This is a genomic window from Streptomyces sp. NTD91 (assembly GCF_059510455.1).
This window is the reverse complement of the sequence record NZ_JCAJZW010000003.1, coordinates 66,266-88,317: the sequence shown is the minus strand read 5'-3', so window position 1 is coordinate 88,317 and position 22,052 is coordinate 66,266. Positions and strand designations below refer to the sequence as shown.

16 protein-coding genes and 2 pseudogenes are annotated in these 22,052 nt (G+C 71.7%); 13 read left to right on the top strand and 5 right to left on the bottom strand.

Going from position 1 to position 22,052, the window contains the following annotated elements:
* The first annotated feature begins 65 nt into the window (after positions 1-65).
* The 3 genes from AC5WRT_RS04915 (at position 66) to AC5WRT_RS04905 (ending at position 3,394) form a co-directional block, all read left to right on the top strand.
* Positions 66-566: a hypothetical protein gene (locus tag AC5WRT_RS04915; protein ID WP_496096277.1), complete on the top strand. Its 501-nt coding sequence runs from the start codon at positions 66-68 to the stop codon at positions 564-566.
* Between the two features lie 96 nt (positions 567-662).
* Entirely contained in the window at positions 663-2,339 is a 1,677-nt protein-coding gene (locus AC5WRT_RS04910; RefSeq protein ID WP_496096278.1) for a PP2C family protein-serine/threonine phosphatase, read from the top strand.
* The gene (locus tag AC5WRT_RS04905; RefSeq protein ID WP_496096279.1) at positions 2,336-3,394 is read left to right on the top strand and encodes a cobalamin B12-binding domain-containing protein; all 1,059 of its coding nucleotides are present in this window, start codon (positions 2,336-2,338) and stop codon (positions 3,392-3,394) included. Before AC5WRT_RS04910 ends, AC5WRT_RS04905 begins: the two co-directional genes overlap by 4 nt.
* A 27-nt stretch (positions 3,395-3,421) precedes the next feature.
* Here the strand turns inward: AC5WRT_RS04905 and AC5WRT_RS04900 are convergent, their stop codons facing one another.
* Together AC5WRT_RS04900 and AC5WRT_RS04895 are read right to left on the bottom strand one after the other, a co-directional pair.
* Complete coding sequence (locus tag AC5WRT_RS04900; RefSeq protein WP_496096280.1) at positions 3,422-4,108, bottom strand: glycerophosphodiester phosphodiesterase; 687 nt, start codon at positions 4,106-4,108, stop codon at positions 3,422-3,424.
* A 19-nt stretch (positions 4,109-4,127) separates the two neighbouring features.
* Positions 4,128-5,331 (bottom strand): annotated as a pseudogene (locus AC5WRT_RS04895) (adenosine deaminase).
* 830 nt (positions 5,332-6,161) lie between these two features.
* Here AC5WRT_RS04895 and AC5WRT_RS04890 point away from each other — a divergent pair.
* Positions 6,162-6,545 (top strand): DUF4190 domain-containing protein, encoded by a 384-nt coding sequence (locus AC5WRT_RS04890; RefSeq protein ID WP_496096281.1) that lies wholly within the window; start codon positions 6,162-6,164, stop codon positions 6,543-6,545.
* Positions 6,546-6,749: 204 nt separating this feature from the next.
* Here AC5WRT_RS04890 and ybiA read toward each other — a convergent pair whose 3' ends face one another.
* A complete protein-coding gene (gene ybiA, locus AC5WRT_RS04885) occupies positions 6,750-7,313 on the bottom strand; it encodes a riboflavin biosynthesis intermediates N-glycosidase (protein ID WP_496096282.1) in 564 nt (187 codons plus the stop codon).
* A 209-nt stretch (positions 7,314-7,522) separates the two neighbouring features.
* Between ybiA and AC5WRT_RS04880 the strand changes: the two genes are divergently transcribed.
* The 8 genes from AC5WRT_RS04880 (at position 7,523) to AC5WRT_RS04845 (ending at position 17,229) form a co-directional block, all read left to right on the top strand.
* On the top strand, positions 7,523-9,058 hold the full coding sequence (locus tag AC5WRT_RS04880) for a gamma-aminobutyraldehyde dehydrogenase (RefSeq protein ID WP_496096283.1): 1,536 nt from the start codon (positions 7,523-7,525) through the stop codon (positions 9,056-9,058).
* A 98-nt stretch (positions 9,059-9,156) separates the two neighbouring features.
* Complete coding sequence (locus AC5WRT_RS04875; RefSeq protein WP_496096284.1) at positions 9,157-10,404, top strand: ABC transporter substrate-binding protein; 1,248 nt, start codon at positions 9,157-9,159, stop codon at positions 10,402-10,404.
* A 5-nt stretch (positions 10,405-10,409) separates the two neighbouring features.
* Positions 10,410-11,561, top strand: coding sequence for an ABC transporter ATP-binding protein (locus tag AC5WRT_RS04870; RefSeq protein WP_496099960.1), 1,152 nt, complete (start codon positions 10,410-10,412; stop codon positions 11,559-11,561).
* Positions 11,561-12,490: an ABC transporter permease gene (locus AC5WRT_RS04865; protein WP_496096286.1), complete on the top strand. Its 930-nt coding sequence runs from the start codon at positions 11,561-11,563 to the stop codon at positions 12,488-12,490. Before AC5WRT_RS04870 ends, AC5WRT_RS04865 begins: the two co-directional genes overlap by 1 nt.
* Positions 12,491-13,291, top strand: coding sequence for an ABC transporter permease (locus AC5WRT_RS04860; protein ID WP_496096287.1), 801 nt, complete (start codon positions 12,491-12,493; stop codon positions 13,289-13,291). It begins immediately after the preceding gene.
* A gap of 35 nt (positions 13,292-13,326) precedes the next feature.
* Positions 13,327-14,757: an NAD(P)/FAD-dependent oxidoreductase gene (locus AC5WRT_RS04855; RefSeq protein ID WP_496096288.1), complete on the top strand. Its 1,431-nt coding sequence runs from the start codon at positions 13,327-13,329 to the stop codon at positions 14,755-14,757.
* A 157-nt stretch (positions 14,758-14,914) separates the two neighbouring features.
* The gene (locus AC5WRT_RS04850; protein WP_496096289.1) at positions 14,915-15,223 is read left to right on the top strand and encodes a hypothetical protein; all 309 of its coding nucleotides are present in this window, start codon (positions 14,915-14,917) and stop codon (positions 15,221-15,223) included.
* A gap of 179 nt (positions 15,224-15,402) precedes the next feature.
* Positions 15,403-17,229 (top strand): chitinase, encoded by a 1,827-nt coding sequence (locus tag AC5WRT_RS04845; RefSeq protein WP_496099959.1) that lies wholly within the window; start codon positions 15,403-15,405, stop codon positions 17,227-17,229.
* 73 nt (positions 17,230-17,302) lie between these two features.
* On the opposite strand, the pseudogene AC5WRT_RS04840 reads toward AC5WRT_RS04845, so the two are convergent.
* Positions 17,303-17,551, bottom strand: a pseudogene (locus AC5WRT_RS04840) (phosphatase PAP2 family protein); the annotation flags it as partial.
* 734 nt (positions 17,552-18,285) lie between these two features.
* The gene (gene gabT / locus AC5WRT_RS04835) at positions 18,286-19,620 is read right to left on the bottom strand and encodes a 4-aminobutyrate--2-oxoglutarate transaminase (RefSeq protein WP_496096291.1); all 1,335 of its coding nucleotides are present in this window, start codon (positions 19,618-19,620) and stop codon (positions 18,286-18,288) included.
* A gap of 290 nt (positions 19,621-19,910) precedes the next feature.
* Between gabT and AC5WRT_RS04830 the strand changes: the two genes are divergently transcribed.
* Complete coding sequence (locus AC5WRT_RS04830) at positions 19,911-22,037, top strand: ATP-binding protein (protein ID WP_496096292.1); 2,127 nt, start codon at positions 19,911-19,913, stop codon at positions 22,035-22,037.
* Positions 22,038-22,052 lie beyond the last annotated feature (15 nt).

The window sequence follows — 22,052 nt, the reverse complement described above, 5'->3', positions numbered from 1 at the left end:
AGGCGCGCGGGGGCTCCACGAAGCAGCTTTTGAACATGTTCAATTACGGGCGTAGGCTCCTGCTCATGAGCGACAGAGCCGCCCTGCTCAAGGGCATTCGCGTCTGGCTGGTCTTCTTCGTGGTGTGCCTCGCCCTCAGTGGAGCCACCGCCTTCCCTCTGGTCCACGAACTGCGCTGGACGGAGAGCGCGTTGCGCTCTCTCTCCGTGTCGGACCACCTGCCGGGACTGATGGGGTGGATCGCACGGGTGCGCGGCGGGCTCGACGCCGCCGACGCCGACTACCCGTTCCTGCTCTACGGCACCGACTGGCTGGCCTTCGCCCACCTCGTCATCGCCGTCGCCTTCTACGGGCCGTACCGCGACCCCGTCCGCAACATCTGGGTCGTCGAGTTCGGCATGATCGCCTGCGCCGGTATCGTCCCGCTCGCCCTGGTCTGCGGGCCGATCCGGCACATCCCCTTCTGGTGGAGCCTGATCGACATGTCCTTCGGGGTGTTCGGCGTGCTCCCGCTGTACGTCGTACGGAAGAAGATCAAGCGGTTGGAGGCGCTCGCGGCCGCCTGAGGCGTCGTCCGGGGCGAGGGTGCGGCGCGATGGCTGCCCTGTAGCATGACAAATAGGACAAAAGCGATCTGTTGGGTGGCGGAGTGTGAAACGGCGGTGAGGGACACGGGTGCCCGTGGCCCGGCGGCGCACCGGGGTGCCGGGGAGACGCGGCGTGGCCCCGGGCCGGAGTTCTCCGCCGCCCTGCTCGAACTCGTCGACCAGGCGGTCGTGGTCAGCGACGCCACCGGCGTGGTGCGCTGGTGCAACGGCCTGGCCGGCGTCTACTTCCCGGGCCTGCGTCCGGGAAGCGCGCCGGAACCCCAGATGGCCGGACCCCTGGCGCAGGCGACCGAGTCCGCCGCGGCACGCTTCGACGCCGGCTTCCGCGGCCGATGGCTGACCGGGCGCAGGAACACGGTGGGGGACTTCTCGGTGTGGCTCGTCCGTGACGAGACCGCGAGCCGCCGGCGCGAGACCGAGCTGGCCGTCGAGCGGTCCCGGGTGACGTTCCTCAGCGACGCCGGCCGACGGCTCGGCGCTTCCCTGCACCATGGCCGCACCGCCCGGAGCGTGGTGGAACTCGCCGTGCCGGCCCTGGCGGACGCCGCGCTGCTCGTACTGCCGCCGCGCCGGGGCCACGCGGACTGGTACCGCTGCGTCGCGCCGGGCGTGGCGGTGGAGTCGGGCACCTTGCCGGAGTCCTCCCTCGACGGCGTACCGCACCTGGTGGGGGCCCTGTCCGGCCTGTGGTCGCGGCCCGCCCCCTGCGAGCCGGGCGAACTGCGCGCACTCGGCGGCGCCGCGCCACCGCACCCGGACGAGGGGGGCAAGGCGCTGGTGACGGCACTGCCGGGCGGCGAGGCCCCAGCGGGAGCCCTGGTCCTCGTCCGGTGGCCGGGAGCCGTGGGCGCGGCCACCGCTGATGGCGCGGTTGCCGAGGGCCTCGCGGACGCCGCCGTCGTGCGCGACTTCGCCTTCCGGGCCGGTACGGCGCTGTCGACCGCCGCCCTGTACGCCGAGCAGGCCCACACCGCGGCCGTACTGCGGTCGGGCCTCGCCCCCGCGCCGCTGCCCGAGGTGCCGGGGGTGCGACTGGGCGCCGCCTACCGCCCCGCCCCGGAGGCACTGGGCTTCGGCGGTGACTTCTACCAGGTGGAACCCGCTCGGGACAGCGGCGGAGGCGTCGACTTCGCCCTGGGCGACGTCTGCGGCAAGGGCGCCGAGGCCGCCGTGCTCACCGGCCACGTCCGCCAGAGCCTGCGGACCCTGGCCCTCGTCGGGTCCCCGCCGCTCCGGCTGCTGGACGTGCTCAACCAGTCGTTGCTCGAGGCCGACTCGGGCCGGTTCGTCAGCCTCGTCATCGGCACCGCCCGCCCGAACCTCGGAGGCGCACTGGACGTCGTGCTCGCCGGTGGCGGACACCCGCCTCCCCTGGTGCTGCGGCGAGACGGCACCGTGGAAGCCGTGGACGTGGGCGGGATGCTGGTCGGCGCCCTGCCCGGCGCCGAGTTCGGCCGGACCTGCGTCCGCCTGGCGCCCGACGAGCTGATCCTGCTGTACAGCGACGGGGTCATCGAGGCGCGGGGCGGCCCCGACGGCGCCGAGGAGTACGGAGCGGAGCGGCTGGCCTCCGACCTCGCGGGGTGCGCGGCGATGCCCGCCGGCGCGGTCTCCGAACGGATCGCACTGCGCGTCGCCGACTGGCTGGCCGGACATGCGCACGATGACATCGCGGTGCTGGCGCTGCAGACGGCGCCCGGTTCCCCGGGTGCCGCCGGAGCCCCGCGGTGACCTCCGCCGTGACCCCGCAGGTCCGCGCCGCCTTCGACGGTCACCTCGCGCACGCCGACGAGCCCGGGGCCACCGCGCTCGCCCTGGAGCTGCTGCGATCCGGCACCGCGGCGGAGGACATCCTGCTGCGTCTGATCGCCCCGGCACAGGCCCTTGTCGGCGCCCGATGGGTGTCCACCGAGTGGTCCGTGGCCCAGGAGCACGCCGCCACCCATGTGAGCGAGCGCGTGGTGAGCGTCGTGGCCGCCGCGGCCTTTGGAGCACGGCCGCAGGGCGCCGGGCCGACGCGCCATGTCGTCCTCGCCTGCGTCGAAGGGGAACACCACACCCTGCCCGCGCGGATCGCCGCCGAGGTGCTGCGGCTGCGCGGCTTCGACCTGACCTTCCTCGGCGCCCACATCCTCGCCCCGCCGCTGATGTCCCACGTGCACCGGCACGGGCCCGACCTGGTTGCCCTGTCCTGCATGATCCCGGTGTTCCTGCCCGCAGCGCACCGCCTCGTCGCGTCCTGCCGGCGGGCCGGCGTGCCGGTGCTCGCGGGCGGCTCGGGCTTCGGGCCGGGAGGCGTCTGGGCCCGCACCCTCGGAGCCGACCTCTACGCGCCCGATCCGGCCACCGCCGCCGAGCTCCTCGCCACCCGGTGGCCGGATGCCCCACGGGAACCGGCGCCCCTGGAGCACCTCGCCGACGAGGAGTACTCCCGGATCGTCCGGCAGCGGGCGGAACTGCTGCGGCGACTGCGCTCCCGGCTCGGCGAGCGGTACCCACGGCTGGGCGAGCCGGGTGCCGACCAGGCCGAGGCCGTGCGGGAGGAGCTCGGCCGTCTCCCGGACGTGATGGCCGCGGCGAACTACGTCGACGATCCGCGCGTCCTCACCGACTTCCTCTCCTTCGGCGCGGCGTTCCTCCACGCCCGCGGTATGCCCCCCGCCGTTCTCGGCACGGCCCTGACGGCGCTGTCCGGGCTGCTCGGCACGCTGCCGCGAGCGGCAGCGCAGCTGGACGCCGGGCTGCGCTGGCTGGCGGCCGAGGGCCACGCCGTCCCGCCCGTCTGACGGCGCAGGCCCGGTTCCCGGAACCGCTCAGATGCGGCTGCGCACCGCGTGCAGGGTGTCGATCCGGTTCGTGGTGATCGAGTCGACGCCCACGTCCAGCAGGCGGGTCATGGAGCGGCGGGTGTCCGGGGTCCAGACGGAGAGCAGGTGGCCGTCGCGGTGGACACGGGCCGCCAGGTCCCGGCTCACCAGGGAGAAACGGTAGTTGAGCCAGCGCGGGCGGATCGCGTCCAGCAGCACGGGCCGGGGCGTGGCCAGCGTCGTGCGGGTCAGGGCGATCTCGGCGGCCGGGGCGGCGGCGCGGACGGCCAGCATCGCCTCGGCGCCCGCGCAGTAGTAGACGCGCTCCGCGGCCCCGCTCTGCCGGACCACGTCCATGACCCGGTCCACCATCCGCCGCTCGACCCGCCCGCACAGGTCCACCATCACCCGACGGTCGCCGGTCGCGGCCAGCGCCTCCGCCAGCGTCGGCACCCCGCCCGCCGTGAGCTCGCGCACCTGCTCGGCGGACAGCGCGGCCAGCGGCCGGCCGACGCCCCACAGCCGCTCGAGCGTGTCGTCGTGCAGCAGCACGGGCACGCCGTCACGGGTGAGCCGTACGTCGACCTCGACCACGTCCGCGCCCCGGTCGAGCGCGGAGCGGAGCGAGCCGACGGTGTTCTCGCGGATGCGGTAGGGGTCGCCGCGATGGGCCACGGCGGTCACGGTCTGCATGCCCCCATTGTGGGGTGTCTCAGGAGGCGAGCCAGGTCGCGGTGTACGCGTCGATCTCCGCCACGAGCCGGGTCTTGCCGGCCGGGTCCAGGAAGGACGCCTCCACCGCGTTCCTGGCGAGGCCGGCGAGGCCCCGCTCGTCCAGGTCCAGCAGCCGGGCCGCGACCGCGTACTCGTTGTTGAGGTCGGTGCCGAACATCGGCGGGTCGTCGGAGTTGATCGTGACCAGCACTCCGGCCCGCATGAACTCACTGACCGGGTGCTCCTCCAGGGTTCCCACCGCGCGCGTCGCGATGTTCGAGGTCGGGCACACCTCCAGCGGGATGCGGTGCTCGGCGAGGTGCGCGAGCAGCTTCGCGTCCCGCGCGGAGCTGGTGCCGTGCCCGATGCGCTCGGCGCGCAACTCGGTCAGCGCGTCCCACACCGTCTCCGGGCCGGTCGTCTCACCGGCGTGCGGCACCGAGTGCAGGCCCGCGGCGATCGCACGGTCGAAGTACGGCTTGAACTGCGGCCGCGGCACGCCGACCTCCGGCCCGCCGAGCCCGAACGACACCAGCCCCTCCGGCCGGATCCGGTCGTCCGTGGACAGCCGTGCCGTCTCCTCCGCGGACTCCAGCCCCGCCTCTCCCGGGATGTCGAAGCACCAGCGCAGTACGGTCCCGAACTCGGCCTCGGCCGCCTTGCGGGCGTCCTCGATCGCCGCCATGAAGGCCAGCTCGTCGATGCCGCGCCGGGTGGAGGAGAAGGGGGTGATGGTCAGCTCGGCGTACCGCACCTGCTGCCGGGCCAGGTCACGCGCCACCTCGTAGGTGAGCAGCCGGACGTCCTCCGGGGTGCGGATCAGGTCCACGACCGACAGGTACACGTCGATGAAGTGGGCGAAGTCGGTGAAGGTGAAGAAGTCGGCCAAGGCCTCGGGGTCGCTCGGCACCTTGGAGTCCCGGTGGCGGGCGGCCAGCTCGGAGACGATGCGGGGGGAGGCGGAGCCGACGTGGTGGACGTGCAGTTCTGCCTTGGGCAGTCCGGCGATGAAGGTCCGCAGATCCCGGTCGGCGGTGCCGGTGGCGGGCACGGAACTGTCGGTCATGGGGTCCTCCCCGGGACGGGCGCCCGCGGAGCGTCGTCCGTGGTGACGCGGGCGCGGTGATCGGCTGATCGGGTTGCGCGGCATCATCGTAGGCCCCGCCCCGCGCCGTCCCGGCCTGCCCGTAGCATGGCGGCACAGTCAGCGAGGGGATCCTTCACCATGTCCGACGAGGTGCCGCAGTCCACGCCGCAGGACCCTCAGCCCACCGGCGAAGACCAGGTGCCGCCCCGCCTGACACTGCAGAAGCGCACGGCGGAAGGCTCACAGCGGCACTCGTCGTGGCCGCCGCCGGGGGAGGGGGCCGGCTCGGATCGGGGCCATGGCAGTCCTGCGGCTCCGGGGCAGGGCAATGCCTCGGGTGCGGCGCAGGGGGCCGTTTCGGCTTCAGGACAGGGCTATACCCCGAGTGCGGCTCAGAGGCCTGTGTCGGCTGCGGCGGAGGCGGGTGCTTCGGCCTGGGGGCAGGGCGGTTCTTCGGTCGTGGGGCAGGGGGCCGCTTCGGCTTCGGGTCAGGAGGGCGTCTCGGTTCCGCGGCAGGGGCCTGTTTCGGCTGCGGCGGAGGCGGGTGCTTCGGCCTGGGGGCAGGGCAGCCCGTCGGCCTCGGGGCAGGGCAATGCCTCGGGCGCGGCTCAGGGGACCGCTTCCGCTTCGGCTCAGGGGGCGATACCCGAGGCCCGTCCGGGGGCCGTACCCCGAGACGGATCCGGGTCCGTCCACTACCGGCAGACGCTGGCCTCGCTGTCCTCCTCGCCGGACCAGCCCTCCGACGCCGTGCCGTCGGCCTGGGCCCCGCCCGCCGCTGATCACGTGACCCCGGCGGCGAACCCGTTCGCGCCCCCAGCGAATCCGTACGCTCCGCCGGCCACTCCCGCGAGCCCGTACGCGCCGCCCTCCGCCCCCGCGAGCCCGTACGCGCCGCCGGTTTCCTACGCCCCGCCCGCCGCACCGTACGTGGGACCGGAGCCCGTGCCCCCGCCGCCCATCGCCCCCGACGGCCCCGGCCAGGTGCCGTACGGCTACCCGGGCCCGGCGGCCTACGGCTACCCCGGCGGGCTCCAGTCGCCGTACGCGGGCCCCTACGGCTGGCCCGGCATGCAGCCCGTCCCGAGCAACGGCATGGGTACCGCCTCGCTGGTGCTGGGCATCCTGGGCGTGGTCTGCTTCCTGCTGTGGCCCCTCGCCCTGGTGCTGGGCATCCTGGCCGTCATCTTCGGAGCGATGGGCCGCGCAAAGGCCGGCCGGGGTGAGGCGACGAACCCCGGCGTGGCCCTGGCCGGCCTGATCTGCGGCGCGGCGGGCATCGTCCTGGCGCTGGTCTTCATCGCGGCGCTGGTCGCGGCCCGCTCCTGAGGCCGGGGGCCGCCGCGAGCACCGTGAGGCGCCGTGGCCTGTGGTGGTCCGTGCCCGCGCTGTCGCCGTGGACAGCGTCGAAGGAGACCGGTGGGCGCTGCGGGGCGCGGCACCCCCCGCCCCCCTCGGCCCTCGGACGCGCCCCGGCCGCCCCGGGGGCGTCACAGCCCCCGCGCCCCCGCATCCCGACACCGCCGGTCCGCGTCAGCCGCCCTCCTGGTTCAGCCGCTCCCGCGCCTCCATCAGCGCGAAGCCCAGAAGGTTGAGCCCCTTCCACCGCTCCGGATCCGATGCCGCCTCGTCGTTCGCCGCGAGGCCGATCCCCCAGACGCGGTCCACGGGGCTCGCCTCCACCAGTACGCGGTCACCGGTGCCCAGTAGGAACGCGCGGAGCGCGTCGTCGGCCGCGAACTTGTGGACGCTTCCCTCGACCACGATCCGGAACCGCTCCCGCTCCCAGACCGCCTCGTCGAAATCCCGGACCAGCCGCCCCGCGCTCTTGGCCCGGGACGGGTGCGCAGCCGCCAGCACCCGCCGCTCGGCCTCCGCGTCGCCGAACAGCCGTGCCTTGGCGGCCATCATCCAGTGCTCCGCCGTCGCGTACTCGACGCCGTCGACGACGAACGGCGACGGCCACCACTGGCTCAGGCAGCTCGCGCCGATCGTGCCGTCCGGTCGCGGCCGGTGCCCCCAGAAGTGGAGGTACTTGATCCGGTCACCCTCCCGGACCTCCCTGATGAGCGCTTGCACCCCGTCGATCTTCCCCATGCAGGCGAGTGTGGCAGGCACCACTGACACTCCGTCCTCCCTTTGAGGTCCCGACTCGACATCTGGTCGACAGATTCCGTCGCGTAACCAAAAGGCAACAACGGAATCACTTGTTGGAGTGCACGTGCTCTGTCAGGATCGGCACTCAAATCGAGCTGGAGCTACGCCACCCTCCCCCCGGGGCGGGACGAACGGCGGAGGAGAGCGACATGCACAACCCGGGCACCGCCCCCCCGGAACGATTTCCTGCTGAGGACCGATTCGCCGACGGCGCGCAGTTCGTCGCCGGCCGGCTCACCCGGGGCACCTCGGGCCGTACCCACGCCGTGGTCGACCCCGCCACCGGCGAGGAGGTGTACACCTATGCCCTGGCCGGCCCCGACGACGTGGACGCGGCGGTCGCCGCCGCGCGCGATGCCTTCCCGGGCTGGGTCTCGCTCACCCCGGGCGAGCGCTCGGACGTCCTGCACCGGTTCGCCGCCGTGCTCGCGGACCGCGCCGAGGACCTCGCCCGCGCGGAGTCCCTGCAGTGCGGCAAACCGCTCAAGCTGACCCGCGAGTTCGACGTGCCGGGGACCATCGACAACACCGCCTTCTTCGCGGGCGCCGCCCGGCACCTCCAGGGGCAGTCCGCCGGTGAGTACTCCGGCGACCACACGTCGTACGTCCGGCGCGAGCCGATCGGTGTCGTCGGGTCGATCGCGCCCTGGAACTATCCCCTCCAGATGGCGGCCTGGAAGATCCTCCCGGCGATCGCCGCGGGCAACACCATCGTGCTGAAACCCGCCGAACTGACCCCGTTCACCTCGCTGTTGTTCGCCCGTGCCGCCGCGGACGCGGGTATCCCCGACGGTGTCGTCAACATCGTGACCGGGACCGGCAAGGAGGCGGGGGAGCACCTGGTCGGCCACCCGGATGTCGCGATGACCTCCTTCACCGGGTCCACCGCCGTCGGCAGGCGCGTCGCCGAGGTCGCCACCGCCACCGTCAAGCGGCTGCACCTGGAGCTGGGTGGCAAGGCCCCCTTCGTAGTGTTCGACGACGCCGACCTGGAGGCCGCCGTGAACGGCGCGGTCGCGGGCGCGCTCATCAACACCGGGCAGGACTGCACGGCCGCCACGCGCGCGTACGTGCAACGGCCGCTGTACGACGCGTTCGTGGAGCGGACCGCCGCCCTGATGGAGACCGTGCGGCTGGGCGATCCCTTCGCCCCGGGCACCGACCTCGGCCCGCTCGTCTCGCACGCCCAGCGCGACCGGGTCGCCGGCTTCGTGGACCGTGCGCGTGCCTACGCGCGCGTGGTGACCGGTGGCGAGGCACCGGGCGGCGACCTGGAGAAGGGCGCCTACTACCGGCCGACCCTGATCGCCGGCGCTGCGCAGGACAGCGAGATCGTCCAGTCCGAGATCTTCGGCCCGGTCCTGGTCGTCCTGCCCTTCGACACCGACGACGAGGGCATCCGGCTGGCCAACGACACCCCGTACGGCCTCGCCGCCTCGGCGTGGAGCCACGACGTGTACCGCGCGAACCGCGCCACCCGCGAGATCAAGGCGGGCTGCGTGTGGATCAACGACCACATCCCGATCATCAGCGAAATGCCGCACGGCGGCTACAAGGCCTCCGGCTTCGGCAAGGACATGTCGGCGTACTCCTTCGAGGAGTACACGCAGGTCAAGCACGTAATGTTCGACAATACGGCGGTCGCGAGGAAGGACTGGCACCGCACGATCTTCGGGGACCGGTGACAGCCGGACACACCGTCAGGAACCGGCTGTCGCCGGGTGTGACGTTCCGGCCCTCGACCAGGCCGACCACCCAACCCTCCCGAAAGGGCACCACGCGCATGGAGCAGTACGAGCCCGACCGCCTGAATCCGGTCGAAGTCGCCGCCATACGGCGCAGCCTCCGCACTGGCCGGGCCGCGCTCACCCGCCGGTCGCTGCTGCGCGCCTCCGCGGGCGGCGCGCTCACGGTCGGCGGAGTCGGGGCGCTGAGCGCCTGCGGCATCCCCGCGGCGAACAAGACGCAGGGCGGCGTGTCCGCCGACGACCACTCGGCCACGGAGAAGGTCGTCAACTTCTCCAACTGGCCCGAGTACGTCGACGTGGACGACAAGACCAAACGGCACCCCACACTCGACGCGTTCGCCAAGCAGACCGGCATCCAGGTCAAGTACACCGAGGACATCAACGACAACGACGAGTTCTTCGGCAAGATCCAGCCGGAACTCGCCGCCGGCCACGACACCGGCCGCGACCTGATCGTCCTCACCGACTGGCTGGCCGCCCGGATGATCCGCCTCGGGTACGTGCAGAAGCTCGACGCGTCCAACCTGCCGCACGCCTTCGCCAACCTGTCGGACCAGTTCCGCGCCCCCGACTGGGACCCCGGCCGCGCCTACTCGTACCCCTGGCAGGGTGTGTCGACCGTCGTCGCCTTCAACAAGAAGGCACTCGACGGCATCGAGGTGAAGTCGGTCTCCGACCTGCTCGACAACCCGAAGCTCAAGGGACGCGTCAGCTTCCTGACCGAGATGCGCGACACCATCGGGATGACCATGCTCGACATGGGCAAGGACCCGGCGAAGTTCACCGACGACGACTTCGACGCGGTGATCGCCCGCCTCCAGAAGGCCGTCGACAAGGGCCAGATCCGCCGCTTCACCGGCAACGACTACACGTCCGACCTCACCAAGGGCGACATCGCCGCCTGCGTCGCCTGGGGCGGCGACATCGTCCAGCTCCAGGCGGACAACCCGAACGTCGGCTACATCATCCCCGACAGCGGCTACATGACCTCGACCGACAACATGATGATCCCCAACAGGGCGCGTCACAAGACGAACGCCGAGCGGCTCATCGACTTCTACTACCAGCCCGAGCCGGCCGCCGAACTCGCCGCCTACGTCAACTACGTGAGCCCCGTCGCGGGAGTGCAGCCCTACCTCGCCAAGCTCGACAAGTCGGCGGCGAACAACCCGCTGATCGTTCCCGACAAGGCCATGCAGGCGAAGTCCCGTGCCTTCCGCGCGCTGACGCAGAAGGAAGAGACGGCCTACCAGCAGAAGTTCTCCAAGCTCACAGGGGCGTGACGACGATGACGACACCAGACAACAGCGGCGACGTCCGCCTCTCGGGAATCTCCAAGACCTACGACAACGGCTTCACCGCCGTGCACCCGCTGGACCTGACCGTGCCGCAGGGCTCCTTCTTCGCCCTGCTCGGCGCCTCGGGCTGCGGCAAGACCACCACCCTGCGCATGATCGCCGGCCTGGAGAATCCCACCAGCGGTACCGTGCGCCTCGGCGACCAGGACGTCACCCGTCTGCCGTCCTACAAACGGCCGGTGAACACGGTCTTCCAGTCCTACGCGCTCTTCCCGCACCTCGACGTCTTCGAGAACGTCGCCTTCGGTCTGCGCCGGCGCGGCATCAAGAGCGTGAAGAAGCAGGTCGAGGAAATGCTGGACCTGGTCCAGCTCGGCGAGCAGGCGCGCAAGAAACCGCACCAGCTCTCCGGCGGCCAGCAGCAGCGCGTGGCCGTCGCCCGCGCGCTGATCAACCACCCGAAGGTGCTCCTCCTCGACGAGCCGCTCGGCGCCCTCGACCTGAAGCTGCGCCGCCAGATGCAGCTGGAGCTCAAGCGGATCCAGACCGAGGTCGGCATCACCTTCGTCCACGTCACGCACGACCAGGAGGAGGCCATGACCATGGCCGACACGGTCGCCGTGATGAACGCGGGCCGCGTCGAGCAACTCGGCTCGCCCACCGACCTGTACGAGAACCCGAACACGACGTTCGTCGCGAACTTCCTCGGCACCTCCAACCTCATCGAGGCCGAGGTCGACACCCAGAGCGGCGACGACATCGTGCTCAAGACGGGCGGCGGCAAGCTGCTGCTGCCCGGGTCGCGCTGTGCGGCGCCCACGGCCACCGGCGGCAAGGTTCTGGTCGGCATCCGCCCGGAGAAGATCTCCCTCACGCACGCCGACGACGCCGGCGAGATACCCGACGGGCGCAACCGGCTCACCGGGAAGATCGCCGACGCGAGTTTCATCGGCGTCTCCACGCAGTACGTCATCGACAGCCCGGTCTGCGACGAGCTGTCGGTGTACGTGCAGAACGTCGAGCGCGACGGCCGGCTCGTGCCCGGCGCCGACGTCGTCCTGCACTGGAGCCCGGCGCACACCTTCGGCCTGGACGCGGCGCAGGACATCGACGCGGGTACCGAGGAAGAGGCGGCCGCCTGATGTCGACGCTCACCGAGGCACCCCCACCTCTCGCGCCCGTCACCGAGGAGACCGAACCCCCGCGCAGGCGGGGCCGGTTCACGCCGTACTGGCTGCTGCTGCCCGGCATCCTGTGGCTGCTCGTCTTCTTCGCGCTGCCGATGATCTACCAGGCCTCCACGTCCGTGCAGACGGGCTCGCTGGAGGAGGGCTACAAGGTCACCTGGCACGTCGCGACGTACTGGGACGCGCTCAGCGAGTACTGGCCGCAGTTCCTGCGGTCGGTCTTCTACGCGGCCGCCGCGACGGTCCTGTGCCTCCTGCTCGGCTACCCGCTGGCGTATCTGATCGCCTTCCGCGCGGGCCGCTGGCGGAACCTGATCATGATCCTGGTGATCGCGCCGTTCTTCACCAGCTTCCTGATCCGCACCCTGGCCTGGAAGACGATCCTCGCCGACAACGGCCCGGTCGTGCACGCGCTGAACTCGCTGCACGTCCTGGACCTCACGAACTGGCTCGGCTGGACGGCCGGCGACCGCGTCCTCGCCACACCGCTCGCGGTGGTGTGCGGACTGACGTACAACTTCCTGCCGTTCATGATCCTGCCGCTGTACACCTCGCTGGAGCGGATCGACCCGCGGCTGCACGAGGCGGCCGGCGACCTGTACGCCAAGCCCTGGACCACCTTCCGCAAGGTCACCTTCCCGCTGTCGATGCCGGGCGTGGTCTCCGGCACGCTGCTGACCTTCATCCCGGCGGCCGGCGACTACGTCAACGCCGAACTCCTCGGTTCCACCGACACCCGGATGATCGGCAACGTCATCCAGACCCAGTTCCTGCGGATCCTCGACTACCCGACGGCCGCGGCCCTGTCCTTCATCCTCATGGCCGCCATCCTGGCCATGGTCACGATCTACATCCGCCGGTCCGGGACGGAGGATCTGGTCTAAATGCCCTTCGTCAACTGGCTCAAGCGCCATCTCGTCGTCATCGCGGGCATCCTGACGCTCGCCTACCTGCTGCTGCCCAACGTCGTCGTCACGGTGTTCTCCTTCAACAAGCCGAAGGGGCGCTTCAACTACGAGTGGCAGCAGTTCTCCGTGGACGCCTGGAAGAAGCCGTGCGGCGTCGCCGACATGTGCGGCTCGCTGTCCATCAGCCTGCAGATCGCCGTCTGGGCGACGATCGGCGCCACGATCCTCGGCACGATGATCGCCTTCGCGCTGGTCCGCTACCGCTTCCGCGCCCGCGGCGCCGTCAACTCGCTGATCTTCCTGCCGATGGCGATGCCCGAGGTCGTCATGGCCGCCTCGCTGCTCACCCTGTTCCTCAACATGGGCGCCCAGCTCGGCTTCTGGACGATCCTCATCGCCCACATCATGTTCTGCCTCAGCTTCGTCGTCACCGCGGTCAAGGCGCGTGTGATGTCGATGGACCCTCGCCTGGAGGAGGCCGCCCGGGACCTGTACGCGGGCCCCGCACAGACCTTCCTGCGGGTCACCCTGCCCATCGCGGCACCGGGCATCGCCGCGGGCGCACTGCTGTCGTTCGCGCTCTCCTTCGACGACTTCATCATCACCAACTTCAACGCCGGCTCGACCGTCACCTTCCCGATGTTCGTGTGGGGTTCGGCGCAGCGCGGCACGCCCGTCCAGATCAACGTGATCGGTACGGCCATGTTCCTCGTCGCCGTCCTCATCACGCTGTTCTCGATGCTCGTCACCAACCGCCGCACCGACCAGAAGGCATAGGCCTTTTCAGCCGTTCTCCGTGGGGAGTTGAAATCATGGCCCCAAGCGCCATGAGCCGTGGCAAAGACAACTGGATCGCATCTCTCTCCGAAGCCCAGCCGGTCCCGTACTGGCTGGAAGACCCCGGCAGGCCGCACCCCGAGCCCGCCCTCACCGGCACCGACACCTGCGACCTGCTGGTCGTCGGCGGCGGCTACAGCGGGCTGTGGACCGCGCTGAACGCGAAAGAGCGCGATCCGCGGCGGGACGTGGTCCTGCTGGAGGGCCGCGAGGCGGGCTGGGCCGCCTCCGGCCGCAACGGCGGCTTCTGCGCCGCCTCCCTCACCCACGGCCTGGCCAACGGCCTCACCCGCTGGCCGGGCGAGATCCACAAGCTGGAGGAACTGGGCCGGCGCAACCTCGAAGAGATCGAGGCCGCCCTCGCCCGGCACGGCATCGGCTGCGACTTCGAGCGCACCGGTGAGATCGACGTCGCCACCGAGGCCTACCAGGCATCGGAACTGTGCGACTGGCACAAGGAGCTGGAGGAGAAGGGCCTCGCCGACGGCATCGAGTTCCTGGACGCCGACGCGGTGCGCGAGCAGGTGAACTCGCCGACGTTCGAGGCGGGCCTGTGGGACCGCGAGGGCGTGGCCATGCTGCACCCCGCCAAGCTGGCCTGGGGTCTGAAGAAGGCATGCGTAAAGCTCGGGGTGCGGGTGTACGAGCACACACCCGCGCTCACCCTGAAGCAGTACGGCGCCGGGATGGCCGTACGCACCCCGTACGGCGCGGTCCGCGCCCACCAGGTCGCCCTCGCCACCAACATCTTCCCCAACCTGCTGCGCCGCGTGCGCCCCTACACCGTGCCGGTCTACGACTACGCGCTGATGACCGAGCCGCTGAACGCCGGGCAACTGGCCTCGATCGGCTGGAAGAACAGACAGGGACTGGGCGACAGCGCCAACCAGTTCCACTACTTCCGGCTGTCCGCCGACAACCGCATCCTGTGGGGCGGCTACGACGCGATCCACCACTACGGCGGCCGGGTGCGTGCCGAGTACGACGACCGGCCGCAGACGTACGCCAAGCTCGCGGGCCACTTCTTCACCTGCTTCCCGCAGCTGGAGGGCGTCCGCTTCACCCACGCCTGGGGCGGCGCGATCGACACCTGCTCACGTTTCTCGGCGTTCTTCGGCACCGCGCACCAGGGCAGGGTCGCGTATGCGGCCGGGTACACCGGGCTCGGCGTGGGCGCGACCCGATTCGGCGCGGACGTGATGCTGGACCTGCTGAGCGGGGAGCGCACGGACCGGACGGAGCTGGAGATGGTCCGCAAGAAGCCGTTGCCGTTCCCGCCCGAGCCGTTCGCCTGGAGCGGCATCGCGCTCACCAAGTGGTCCCTGGCCCGCGCCGACGCGCACGGCGGCCGCAGGAACCTGTGGCTGCGGACGATGGACCGGCTGGGCCTGGGCTTCGACAGCTGAGGCCCGACGACGCTCCATCCGGCCGGCACCCGCCCCTTGCGGACGGGTCAAGCCACGAGAATCCGGAGCATGACCCCGCTGCCGCTCTCCGGCGTACTGGAAGCACGGGCCTCACCGGGAGGCACCGACTTCCGCACCGGAGCAGCAGGAGGAGATCATGAAGCGCATCGCCGGCATCACCCGCATCACCCGCAAGGACCACGACTTCCGGGCCCGGCGCCGTCGCCCGGCCCTGGTGGCGGCGGTGGCCTCCGCCGCCGCGGCGGCGGGAGTCGTGCTTCCGGCCGCGGCCGCCACGGCGGCGCCGACGCACCCGACGTCCGCGGCGGTGACCATGGTCCCCCGGCACGGCCACCACGACTGGGACCACTACGACGGGTACGACGGGGACCACCATGACGGGCACCACGACCGGGACCGTCACCACCACTGCTGGTTCTGGTCCTGGGACTCGGACGACGACTGAGGCCAGATGTGACGCGCGGCGGCGGCCCGACCGGCCGGCCGCCCTTCGGGCGGCGACGGGGGTGTGACGACAGGCCCTGGCATCCGAAAGCCTTGACGGCAAAGCCTTGACAACAGGATTGGTCTGGACCAAGTTGAGTGCGACTCCACCCTCCAACTCCCCCAAAACCGGAGGCCCTTGTGGAACGCGCCCCACGCACCCCGCGTGCACGACGTCCCAGACCCGTCCTCGCCCTGCTCACGGCCGCCCTGCTGGCCGTACCCGGCGTCACCGCACTGTCGTCGGCCGCCCGTGCGGCCGACGCGGACCTCGCGACGAACGGCGGCTTCGAGTCCGGCCTGACCGGCTGGACCTGCCCGGCCGGTCAGGCCGTGAGCTCTCCTGTGCACAGCGGGAGTGCGGCGCTCCAGGCGACCCCGGACGGCAGCGACGACGCCCGGTGCGCGCAGACGGTGACCGTGCAGCCCGGCGCGCGGTACACGCTGTCCGGCTACGTCCGCGGTGCGTACGTCTACCTCGGTGCGAACGGCACCGGCACCACCGACGTCTCCACCTGGACGCCGTCCGCCTCCGACTGGCAGCAGCTGACCACGACCTTCACCACCGGCGCCGGCACCACGAAGGTCACCGTCTACACCCACGGCTGGTACGGGACGGGCGCCTACTACGCCGACGACATCTCCCTCGTCGGCCCCGGCGGGACCGGCACCGGTCAGCCGCCCGCCCCGCCGACCGGCCTGCAGGTCACCGCCGTCACCTCGTCCTCGGTGACCCTGTCCTGGTCGCCGGTCACCGGCGCGACCGGCTACACCGTCTACCGCGACGGGACGAAGTCCCAGACGGCGACCGGCACCTCGGCCACCGTGACCGGGCTGTCCGCCGCGACCGCGTACGGTTTCCAGGTCACCGCGAGCAACACCGCCGGCGAGTCCGCGAAGTCGGCGGTGCTGACCGCCACGACCGGCGCGGGCACCGGCGGGGGATCTCCCGGCCTGCCCACCCACGCCCTCGTCGGCTACCTGCACGCCAGTTTCGCCAACGGCTCCGGCTACACCCGCCTCGCCGACGTACCCGACAGCTGGGACGTCATCGACCTCGCCTTCGGCGAGCCCACCTCGCCCACCTCCGGGGACATCCACTTCAACCGCTGCCCGGTCACCGAGTGCCCGAACGCGGAGAGCGACGCCGACTTCAAGGCCGCGATCAAGGCCAAGCAGGCGGCAGGCAAGAAGGTGCTGATCTCCATCGGCGGCCAGAACGGCCAGGTCCAGCTCACCACCACCGCGGCCCGGGACGCCTTCGTCTCCTCGGTCTCGGACATCATCGACACCTACGGCCTCGACGGCCTCGACATCGACTTCGAGGGCCACTCCCTGTCCCTCGACGCCGGCGACACGGACTTCAAGAACCCCACCACACCGGCGATCGTCAACCTCATCTCGGCGCTGAAGACCCTGAAAGCGAAGTACGGCCCGAGTTTCGTGCTCTCGATGGCACCGGAGACGTTCTTCGTGCAGATGGGCTACCAGTACTACGGCACCGGCAAGTGGGGCGGCCAGGACCCGCGCTGCGGGGCGTACCTCCCGGTCATCCACGCCCTGCGCGACGACCTCACGCTCCTGCACGTCCAGGACTACAACTCCGGGCCGATCATGGGCCTGGACAACCAGTACCACTCCATGGGCGGCGCCGACTTCCACATCGCCATGACCGACATACTGCTCACCGGCTTCCCGGTCGCGGGCGACCCGGACAACGTCTTCCCCCCGCTGCGCCCCGACCAGGTCGCCATCGGCATGCCGGCGTCGACGAACGCGGGCAACGGCTATGTGCCGCCCGCCGAGGTCACCAAGACCCTCGACTGTCTGACGAAGAGGACGAACTGCGGGTCGTACGCGACACACGGGACGTGGCCCACGCTGCGCGGTCTGATGACGTGGTCGGTGAACTGGGACCGCTACTCGGACTGGGAGTTCCAGAAGACGTTCGACGCGTACTTCGGCTGAGGCCCGTCACCAGGGACAGGGTGGTCAGCAGCACGGTGGACAGGCACCAGCTGGCCACCACGTCCAGTGGCCAGTGCCAGCCGTGCCGGACCAGGCCGTACGACACGGCGAGGACCAGCGCCGCGCAGCAGGTCACCAGCAGGCGGCGGGCGGCGGGCGACCGGAGCCAGGGCAGCAGGATCAGGGTCGCGGAGCCATAGGCGACGGCCGCCGTGGCCGTGTGCCCGGAGGGGAAATAGCCGACGGTCGGGGGCACCACGGGGGTCCCCGGCCGTGCGGTCCAGTCCTTGAGCGGTACGACGATCGCCGGGACCAGGGCCATGGCGACGGTCGCGGCGAGCGGCGGCAGCCACCACCGGTGCGTGCCGGCGGCCCGTCCCCGCCACAGGACGTAGCCCACGACCGCGCCGAGGAGGGGGACGGCGAGCTCGACGTCGCCCAGGTCGGACAGGGCCGCGCCGAGCCGGTCGGGATGGACGAGGGACCGGCTGAGCCGGGCGTCCAGGCGCAGCAGCGGGCCGTGCGCCACGACCTGCCAGGTGATCAGGGCGAAGAGGACGGCCGGAACGCCGAGGAGCGGGACACCACGGACTGCGCGAAACACGGCGTCCAGCTTGTCAGACATTCGTGCCGGCGACACGCGACATACGTGCGCGGACATCCGGAGAAAGAGGAAGGAGGTCGGCCGCCCCGGAACAGGGGGGGATGGTTCCGAGGCGGCCGTCCGGACCGGAACGTCGCGCGCCCCGGGGGGTTTGGGGCGGCGACCGTCCGATCGGTGAGGAGATCCCGGAGCCGTCAGGCGCCGGTTGTGTGCGCGAGGGCACGACCGGGTCGAAGCTGGGGAGGCCTCGGCCCGAAATCGCCCACAGTCCCCTGCGGGCGGGGTGTATCTCTCATCTGGGTAGAACCTACGGCAGGCCGGGCCGCTTGGGCAGACGGAATCGGGTCCCGCCATCCACCTCGCACACCTTCTTCACACGGCCTGCCGCAGGCGCCCCTCGGAGGGACGAGTGCGCGCTCGGACGGGCGTCCGGTGCCTACGCCAAGCGGGGCTCAGATGCGCGTGAAGGCCTGCTCGATGATGTCGAGGCCCTCGTCCAGCAGGTCCTCGCCGATCACCAGCGGGGGCAGGAAACGCAGCACGTTGCCGTAGGTGCCGCAGGTGAGGACCAGCAGGCCCTCGGCGTGGCAGGCCTTGGCGAGGGCGGCGGTGGCCTCGGGGTTCGGCTCCTTGGTCGTACGGTCCTTGACCAGCTCGATGGCGATCATGGCACCGCGCCCGCGCACGTCGCCGATGACGTCGAACTTCTCGGCCATGGCGGTGAGGCGACCCTTCATGATCTCCTCGATGCGCCTGGCCTTGCCGTTGAGGTCCAGCTCCTTCATCGTCTCGATGGCGCCGAGGGCACCCGCGCAGGCGACGGGGTTGCCGCCGTACGTGCCGCCGAGTCCCCCGGCGTGCGCGGCGTCCATGATCTCGGCGCGGCCGGTGACGGCGGCGAGCGGAAGACCGCCGGCGATGCCCTTGGCGGTCGTGATCAGGTCGGGAACGATGCCCTCGTCCTCGCAGGCGAACCACTGACCGGTCCGGCAGAAGCCGGACTGGATCTCGTCGGCGACGAAGACGATGCCGTTGTCGGCGGCGAACTGACGGACGGCGGGCAGGAAGCCCTTCGCGGGCTCGATGAAGCCGCCTTCACCCAGCACCGGCTCGATGATGATCGCGGCCACGTTCTCCGGGCCGACCTGCTTGGTGATCTGGTCGATGGCCTGCGCGGCGGCCTCCGGACCGGCGTTCTCCGGGCCGGTCGGCCAGCGGTACGCGTACGCGACGGGCACCCGGTAGACCTCGGGCGCGAACGGCCCGAAGCCGTGCTTGTACGGCATGTTCTTCGCCGTGAGCGCCATCGTCAGGTTGGTCCGCCCGTGGTACCCGTGGTCGAACACCACCACGGCCTGTCGCTTGGTGTAGGCACGCGCGATCTTGACGGCGTTCTCGACGGCCTCGGCGCCGGAGTTGAACAGCGCGGACTTCTTGGCGTGGTCACCCGGGGTCAGCTCGGCCAGCGCCTCGGCGACCGCCACGTACCCCTCGTACGGGGTGACCATGAAACAGGTGTGGGTGAAGTCGGCGAGCTGGGCGGAGGCGCGGCGTACGACGGCCTCGGCGGAGGCGCCGACGGAGGTCACCGCGATACCGGACCCGAAGTCGATGAGCCGGTTGCCGTCGACGTCCTCGATGATCCCGCCGCCCGCGCGCGCGGTGAACACCGGCAGCACGGAGCCCACGCCCTGCGCGACCGCGGCGGTACGGCGGGCCTGCAGCTCCTGCGACTTCGGACCGGGGATGGCGGTGACGACGCGGCGCTCCTGCGGAAGTGCGCTCATGAGGGCTCCCTGATGATCTTGCGTACCGGGCGGTCCCGGGATTCCGGGCGGTGAATTCTTCGGCCGCATACCTGTTCTTTCTTCGCAGGCTAGGGCCGGGGGCGGGGGGTGGGCATGCTCCATGTGGGCGTTGTCGAGGGCAGCGGTTGTCCGTGGTGGACATAGCCCGGTGGGGCAGGTGGGCCCGGTCGGCGGGAGCTCTCGGCCGCGTAAGCGGTGAACTCCCCTTGCCGGGGCGTTAGATTGGCTCGCTGATGGTGGACGGAGCGGCTGGTCAGGGGGCAAGGGCGATGGACAGCGACGGCACGTGGGACGCACGCGGCACGCATGCGCATCCTGTACCGCGCCCGACCGCGCCACGGGAGGGCCCCGCGGTGCCCCCGATGCCGGCGGCACCCCCGAGCGCGCCACCAAAACCCGACGGCTCCGCCTTCCTCACCTGGCTGCGGACACCCCGCCCGGAGGCGGCACCCGGCGTATGGCGCCTCGGGCACCGGCCCCGGCCGCAGCAGGAATCCGAGCAGACGCCGGCCCGGCAGCTGATCAGCGGTGCTCTCATCGCCTTCCTCGTGGGCTGGCTGGTCTGGTCCCTGCTGTGGAATGGCTACCTCGGCAGCTGGTGGGTGCTGCCCCTGGAACTGCTCGTCCCCGACTCCTGGCGCAACAGCGACAGCAGTGTGTCGCGCGCATTCCTCTGGTACGGCTACTACGCCGTCATCGCCCTGGCCATTGTGTACATCGTCGGCCGTATCGGCCGCTGGGGAGAGGTCTGGCGCCGCTACGGCCCGCCCGCCTGGCGCCTGAGCCTTCCGGTGGCCGAGCGTCCGCCGGCACCCGAGCAGGACCCGGCCGAGTGGCCCCAGCTGCGCCACGCCGGTGCTCACGAGGCAGCCGACCGGCTCGCCGCCGAGGCGCGGGCCGGACTCATGAGGGACGTCGATCACGCCCGGATCAGCCGGGCCTGGCAGGCGGTGCGCTCGGGCCGGCACACCCTGGCCACCTTCACCGGCGCCGTGCTCAAGGACGGCTCCACCGCCTGTCCGCACCCCTCCGGCGAACGCGACCTGCCCGTCCGGCACGCCCGTCACGACCTGCTCACCGGCCAGGTCCGGCTCGGCGCCGCCGCCGACGATCCCCGCAACCCCTACGAGTACCGGGGCGCGGGCCTCGGACTCGACCCCGGGCTGCTCGGCACCTCGCTCCTCGCGGTCGGCCCGTCCGGCTCCGGGAAGACCGGCGCCGTGGTACGGCCGCTCGCCGAGTCCCTGTGCCTGCACGCCCTCGCCGGGCGGGCCTCCGTCGTGGCCGTCGGCGCGGCGGGCGCCGGACTCGGTCCGGACGAGGCGTACGACGTCGTCGTCGGCATCGGCAACCCGGACTCGGTCTACGACCTCGATCTCTACGGCGGGACCACCGACCCCGACGAGGCCGCGGCCATACTCGCCGAGGCGCTCGTCGGCGACCTCGTCGACCCGCACCCGGGCAGCGACGGACGCCGCGCCACCACGGTCCTCGCTCAGCTCCTCGGCCCCTTCCACGCCGTTCACGGCCGTTTTCCGTCCGTGCCCGAGCTGCGCGGGCTCCTCGACGGCGCGCCAGGCCCGCTCGCCGCGCTGCGCAAGGCCCTCACGGACACCGGACAGGACGGGCTGCTGAGGGAACTCGACGCCCGCGAGCGCCAGATGACCCATCCGGGCGACATCGGCACCGCGCTCGCCGACCGGATCGCGCTGCTCGACCGGCCTGTCTTCGCGCCCTTCTTCGACACCTCCGGACAGACCCGGCCGTTCTCGCTCAAGGCCCTCGACCACCCGGTGCGCGTCCGCATCGACCTGCCCCAGCGCGGACACGCCGACGCCTCCCGGATCCTGGCCCGGCTCGTGCTCGCGCAGTTCACGGCGGTCGTGACGGTACGGGAGGACCGCTCGCTCTTCGCCTGCCTGATCCTGGACGACGCCTCCGGTGTCGTCACCCCGGAGGCGGTCCACGGCGTCCAGCGGCTCCGTTCGGCGGGCGCCGGCGTGGTGCTCACCCTGCGCACCCTGGACGACGTGCCGAGGCCGCTGCGCACTCCGCTGCTCGGCGCCACCGGCTGCCGGATGGCGCTGTCCGGCCTCACCCCCTGGGACGGGCAGGACTTCGCCGAGGTGTGGGGCAAGGAGTGGATCGAGACCCGTGACGTCACCGATCGGCAGATCATCGCCGAGACCCCGGCGGGCAAGGCCGTGCACATGCTGCGCCGGATCATCACCGGCAAGGCGCCCACCGCCCGCGCCGTCACCGTCCGTCAGGTCGAGCGGGAGCGGTGGTCGGCGTCCGAGTTGGCTCATGGGGTGCCGGCGGGGCATGCGGTGGTGTCTCTGACGAGTGTGCGCGGGGAGCACGCGCCGCCGTTGCTCGTGGATCTGCGGGGGTGAGGGGCGGCACGGGAT

What these genes read in the sequence shown, in the direction of transcription:
- AC5WRT_RS04855 (WP_496096288.1), top strand. Translation starts at nt 13,327, where the DNA reads ATGGCCCCAAGCGCCATGAGCCGTGGCAAAGACAACTGGATCGCATCT.
- AC5WRT_RS04865 (WP_496096286.1), top strand. Translation starts at nt 11,561, where the DNA reads ATGTCGACGCTCACCGAGGCACCCCCACCTCTCGCGCCCGTCACCGAG.
- AC5WRT_RS04900 (WP_496096280.1), bottom strand. Translation starts at nt 4,108, where the DNA reads ATGCAGACCGTGACCGCCGTGGCCCATCGCGGCGACCCCTACCGCATC.
- AC5WRT_RS04875 (WP_496096284.1), top strand. Translation starts at nt 9,157, where the DNA reads ATGGAGCAGTACGAGCCCGACCGCCTGAATCCGGTCGAAGTCGCCGCC.
- AC5WRT_RS04870 (WP_496099960.1), top strand. Translation starts at nt 10,410, where the DNA reads ATGACGACACCAGACAACAGCGGCGACGTCCGCCTCTCGGGAATCTCC.
- AC5WRT_RS04860 (WP_496096287.1), top strand. Translation starts at nt 12,491, where the DNA reads ATGCCCTTCGTCAACTGGCTCAAGCGCCATCTCGTCGTCATCGCGGGC.
- AC5WRT_RS04830 (WP_496096292.1), top strand. Translation starts at nt 19,911, where the DNA reads ATGGACAGCGACGGCACGTGGGACGCACGCGGCACGCATGCGCATCCT.
- ybiA (WP_496096282.1), bottom strand. Translation starts at nt 7,313, where the DNA reads ATGGGGAAGATCGACGGGGTGCAAGCGCTCATCAGGGAGGTCCGGGAG.
- AC5WRT_RS04915 (WP_496096277.1), top strand. Translation starts at nt 66, where the DNA reads ATGAGCGACAGAGCCGCCCTGCTCAAGGGCATTCGCGTCTGGCTGGTC.
- AC5WRT_RS04880 (WP_496096283.1), top strand. Translation starts at nt 7,523, where the DNA reads ATGCACAACCCGGGCACCGCCCCCCCGGAACGATTTCCTGCTGAGGAC.
- AC5WRT_RS04850 (WP_496096289.1), top strand. Translation starts at nt 14,915, where the DNA reads ATGAAGCGCATCGCCGGCATCACCCGCATCACCCGCAAGGACCACGAC.
- gabT (WP_496096291.1), bottom strand. Translation starts at nt 19,620, where the DNA reads ATGAGCGCACTTCCGCAGGAGCGCCGCGTCGTCACCGCCATCCCCGGT.